The sequence below is a fragment of the Rhodococcus sp. CX genome (assembly GCF_015865005.1).
Taxonomy (GTDB): Bacteria; Actinomycetota; Actinomycetes; order Mycobacteriales; family Mycobacteriaceae; genus Rhodococcus.
Window position 1 is genome coordinate 1 of record NZ_JADZGH010000005.1, and the last position, 3,797, is coordinate 3,797.

At 69.4% G+C, this 3,797-nt stretch carries 4 protein-coding genes and 1 pseudogene; 2 read left to right on the plus strand and 3 right to left on the minus strand.

Features of this window, described 5'->3' with window-relative positions; genetic code table 11:
- A partial coding sequence (locus I0Q12_RS00110; RefSeq protein WP_231609740.1) for an LCP family protein occupies positions 1–989 on the plus strand: 989 nt, incomplete at its 5' end.
- Between the two features lie 121 nt (positions 990–1,110).
- Positions 1,111–1,665 carry a ferritin gene (locus I0Q12_RS00115; RefSeq protein WP_197250020.1) on the plus strand — a complete coding sequence of 185 codons (555 nt, stop codon included), beginning with the start codon at positions 1,111–1,113 and terminating at the stop codon, positions 1,663–1,665.
- 113 nt (positions 1,666–1,778) lie between these two features.
- Here the strand turns inward: I0Q12_RS00115 and I0Q12_RS00120 are convergent, their stop codons facing one another.
- From I0Q12_RS00120 to I0Q12_RS00130, 3 genes and pseudogenes are all read right to left on the minus strand, one after another.
- Positions 1,779–2,699 (minus strand): DUF5926 family protein, encoded by a 921-nt coding sequence (locus tag I0Q12_RS00120; RefSeq protein ID WP_197250021.1) that lies wholly within the window; start codon positions 2,697–2,699, stop codon positions 1,779–1,781.
- Positions 2,700–2,708: 9 nt separating this feature from the next.
- Complete coding sequence (locus tag I0Q12_RS00125) at positions 2,709–3,482, minus strand: glycerophosphodiester phosphodiesterase family protein (RefSeq protein WP_197250022.1); 774 nt, start codon at positions 3,480–3,482, stop codon at positions 2,709–2,711.
- Positions 3,479–3,797 (minus strand): annotated as a pseudogene (locus I0Q12_RS00130) (DUF4328 domain-containing protein); the annotation flags it as partial. The gene I0Q12_RS00125 and the pseudogene I0Q12_RS00130, both read right to left, overlap by 4 nt.

A 3,797-nucleotide genomic window follows, 5' to 3' on the forward strand; every position in this document is an offset into this window, starting at 1 on the left:
CTCCCGAACCCGCCCCGCGCAGGCGCCGGCCCGGAGCCTTCCGCCGGTGGACGCGACGCATCGCCCTCGCGGTGGTCGCGCTGCTCGTCCTGACGATCGCGGGGGTGGTCCACCTCGACGGCAAGCTCACCCGCATCGACGCGCTCGCGGCCTATCCGGACCGGGTCGCGGATACACCCGGCACGAACTGGCTGCTCGTCGGATCGGACAGCCGCACCGGGCTGACCGCCGAACAGGAACAGGAACTGGCCACCGGTGGTGACGTCGGGCCCGAGCGCACCGACACGATCATCCTCGTGCACGTGCCGGAGGGCGGAGGCGCCACGACGATGGTGAGCCTGCCCCGCGACTCGTACGTGTCGATCCCCGGATACGGGCAGGACAAGCTGAACGCGTCGTTCGCGGTCGGCGGCCCGACACTGCTGACGCAGACCGTCGAGGGTGCGACCGGTGTGCACATCGACCACTACGTCGAGATCGGGTTCGGCGGGTTCGCATCGATCGTCGACGCGCTCGGCGGCGTCGACATCTGCGTGCCGTACCCGATCGACGACCCGCTGGCCGGGATCAACCTGCAACCCGGCTGCCAGGAACTGTCCGGCCCCGAGGCGCTCGGGTTCGTCCGCACCCGCGCGACGCCCCTCGCCGACCTGGATCGCATGAACAATCAGCGCCTGTTCATGTCGGCCCTGCTGAGCAAGGCAACGGGGCTCGGCACGATGCTCAATCCGTTCCGGTTGTGGTCGCTCGCCTCGGGGGCGACCGCGACCCTCGAGGTCGACGACGGCACACATCTGTGGAACCTGGCGCGCCTGGCGTGGGCGATGCGCGGGGAGACGGTGACCGCGACGGTGCCGGTCGGCGGTTTCGAGGATGTCGACGGTTCCGGCAACGTCCTGTTGTGGGACCGTGAGCGGGCAATTCCATTCTTCGAATACCTTGCGGAAGACCGGTCCATACCTCCAGAATTGCTTTCGCCGACCCCTTGACAAATGGGTTCGGAATCAACTCAGGCTTGCCTCATATTACCCAGCAAAGGCAATACTGATCTTGATAAGCGTAGGCTCCCATTGGATGCGCGAGCCTCTGACCTGCACTAACGTCGTTGTCATGACGACCATGGGTGCGATGAACAAGAGCAAGTTCCATTCGCTGCTTCATGACCAGATCCGCAACGAATTCACCGCCTCGCATCAGTACATCGCGATCGCGGTTTTCTTCGACAATGCCGATCTGCCGCAGCTGGCCAAGCTCTTCTACGCCCAGTCCGTCGAAGAGCGCAATCACGCGATGATGATCGTCCAGTACTTCCTGGACCGGGACATGGCGGTCGACCTGACGGGTGTCGACGCCGTGCAGTCGATGTTCGACAGCGCCCGCGAGGCCATCGCCCTCGCGCTGTCGCAGGAGCAGAAGGTCACCGAGCAGATCGTCGAGCTCGCCCGCACCGCGCGCGACGACGGCGACTACCTCGGCGAGCAGTTCATGCAGTGGTTCCTCAAGGAGCAGGTCGAAGAGGTCGCGACCATGAACACGCTGCTCACCGTCGCCGACCGCGCCGGGGACAACCTGTTCCACATCGAGGACTTCGTGGCCCGCGAGATCCACAGCAAGGTCGCGGCCCCGCCGGTGAACGCTCCGGCTGCGGCCGGCGGCAACCTCTGAATTCGCCGGGTTCACGCGGAAACGCCACCGTCCGGCAGACCGATTCGGGTCTGCCGGACGGCGTCGTTTCGGAGCAGTATCAGCCCGACTGCAGTATCAGCCCGACCCCAGTATCAGCGCAGGGTGACCTGGCGGCCGCGCAGGCCGTCCCGCGAACGACGCTCCGCCGCGGTGAGCGGTGCGTCGACGGCCAGCGCCTCGTCGAGGCGGGCACCCAACTCGACGGTCGCCGCGACCCACTCGTCGGGGTGCTTCTCCGGATCCAGGTCGAACACCGGAACCAGCAGGCCGTGCGTGCGGAACGATCCCGCGAACCGCGATCCCTCACCCAGGTTCAGACCGCCCGCGGCGTGCACCCGCGACAGCGCCGCCATCAGTGCGTCCTCGTCCTCGGGCCGCACCCACCGCAGGTGCGCCTTCTCGCCGGCGTCGACCCACCAGGCAGCGACGAGTCCGTCACCGGACAGCCGCGCCGACGGCATGATCGCGTCGTTGGCGTGCGAGACGGTGTGCGCGACGTCCGCCGCGACCTCGACGCCCTCCGGGATCCACCAGTTGAAGTCCTGGTGGACGGTGATCGTCGGAACCGCGTCGGCGACGACGAGATCCTGCAGGCGCGGGGTGTCGGCGTCGGCCCCGGCGGCCTGCAGCGAGGTGCCGGGCTCGGCGGTCCGTGCCCACTCGATCGCGGCACCGAGGTCGGCGGCCGGGTCCGGTCCGGGTGCGGCCAGCTGCAGACCGACGTAGGCGGCGACGTCGTCGCCCTCGTTGCGGACCAGCGCGGCGACCGCGCCGGGCAGCACCGTCGCGAGGGTGAGGCTGCGACCCTCGACGGGCGTTACCAGCGGCAGTTCGACGAGCGCCGACGGCACGAACTCGCGCAGCGCGACGAGGTCGCATTCGGCGGCCAGACCCTCGAAGGGACGGATCACCGAGGACGACGCCGCCTCACGTTCGAGGCGACGCTGCTCGAGCTTGGCGGCGCGGTTGCTGCCGGGCTTGGGTCCACTGTTTCTCTTGCTCTTCTTGGCCACCGCGCCAACCTACACGCCGTCCTGCACCGCCAGTAGCTGCTTGGTGCGCCCCGGATGGTTGGTGGCGACCCAGCCGACGCCGAGCGCGCGGCACAGTTCCACATCCGCCGGATCGTCGACCGTCCAGCAGTAGGTCGCGCGACCTGCCGCCGCAGCCCGGTCCACGAGGTCCCGGTGCTCGCGCAGCGTCGCGATCGACGGCCCGATCGCGGTCGCCCCGACCGTGGTCGCGGCGCCGCCCCCCAGGTAGTGCGAGGTGTCGCCGAGCAGCACGGTGGGCAGCAGCGGCGCGGACCGGCGGATCCGCCACACCGCGCTCGCCGCGAACGACATCACCACCACCCGCGAGAAATCCGCGGAGGCCGGGGTGGCGAGGCCGAACCGCGCGAGCTCGGCCAGCAGTTTCGCTTCGACGAGTCCGCCGTAGCGCACGGGGTGTTTCGTCTCGACGAAGAGCTTGACCGGCACGCTCGTCCAGTCCAGGACGAGTTCGAGGAGCTGCCGCAGGGTCAGCAGCGACGCCGGTTCGCCGGGCTTGCCGTAGTCGAAGGCCGACAGCTCGGCGAGCGTCATCTCGCTGACCACGCCGGTGCCCGACGACGTGCGGTCGATGGTGCGGTCGTGGATGCACACCAGGTGCCCGTCGCGGGTGAGCCGCACGTCGCATTCGAGTCCGTCGGCGCCCTCATGCAACGCCAGCTCGTAGGCGGCGAGGGTGTGTTCGGGTTTGGCTGCGGACGCGCCCCGGTGCGCGACGACGCGGGGCCTTTCGCTCTCGCTCACGACGTCACCACCTTCGCGTGTTCCCGCTGCTCTGCCGACTCCGTGGTCTCGGTGGTCTCGGGGGCCTCGACCGGTTCCTCGAGAACCGGTTCCTGGGGATCGAACCGCCGCCCGGCCGGTTCGATCGGGGCGATCGGCGAGTGCGCCGGACCGGTCGCGACCGTGAGCTGCCGGTACTTCAGCGGCCGTCCGCGCAGGTCGGTGCCGTCGAACAACCGCAGCACGTGCAGTGCAGCGACCGCGACAAGCGCGGCGACCGCGGCGGTCACCGCGGACAGGACGACGCCGTCGGCGCGGGCCTGCAGGGCGTCGCGC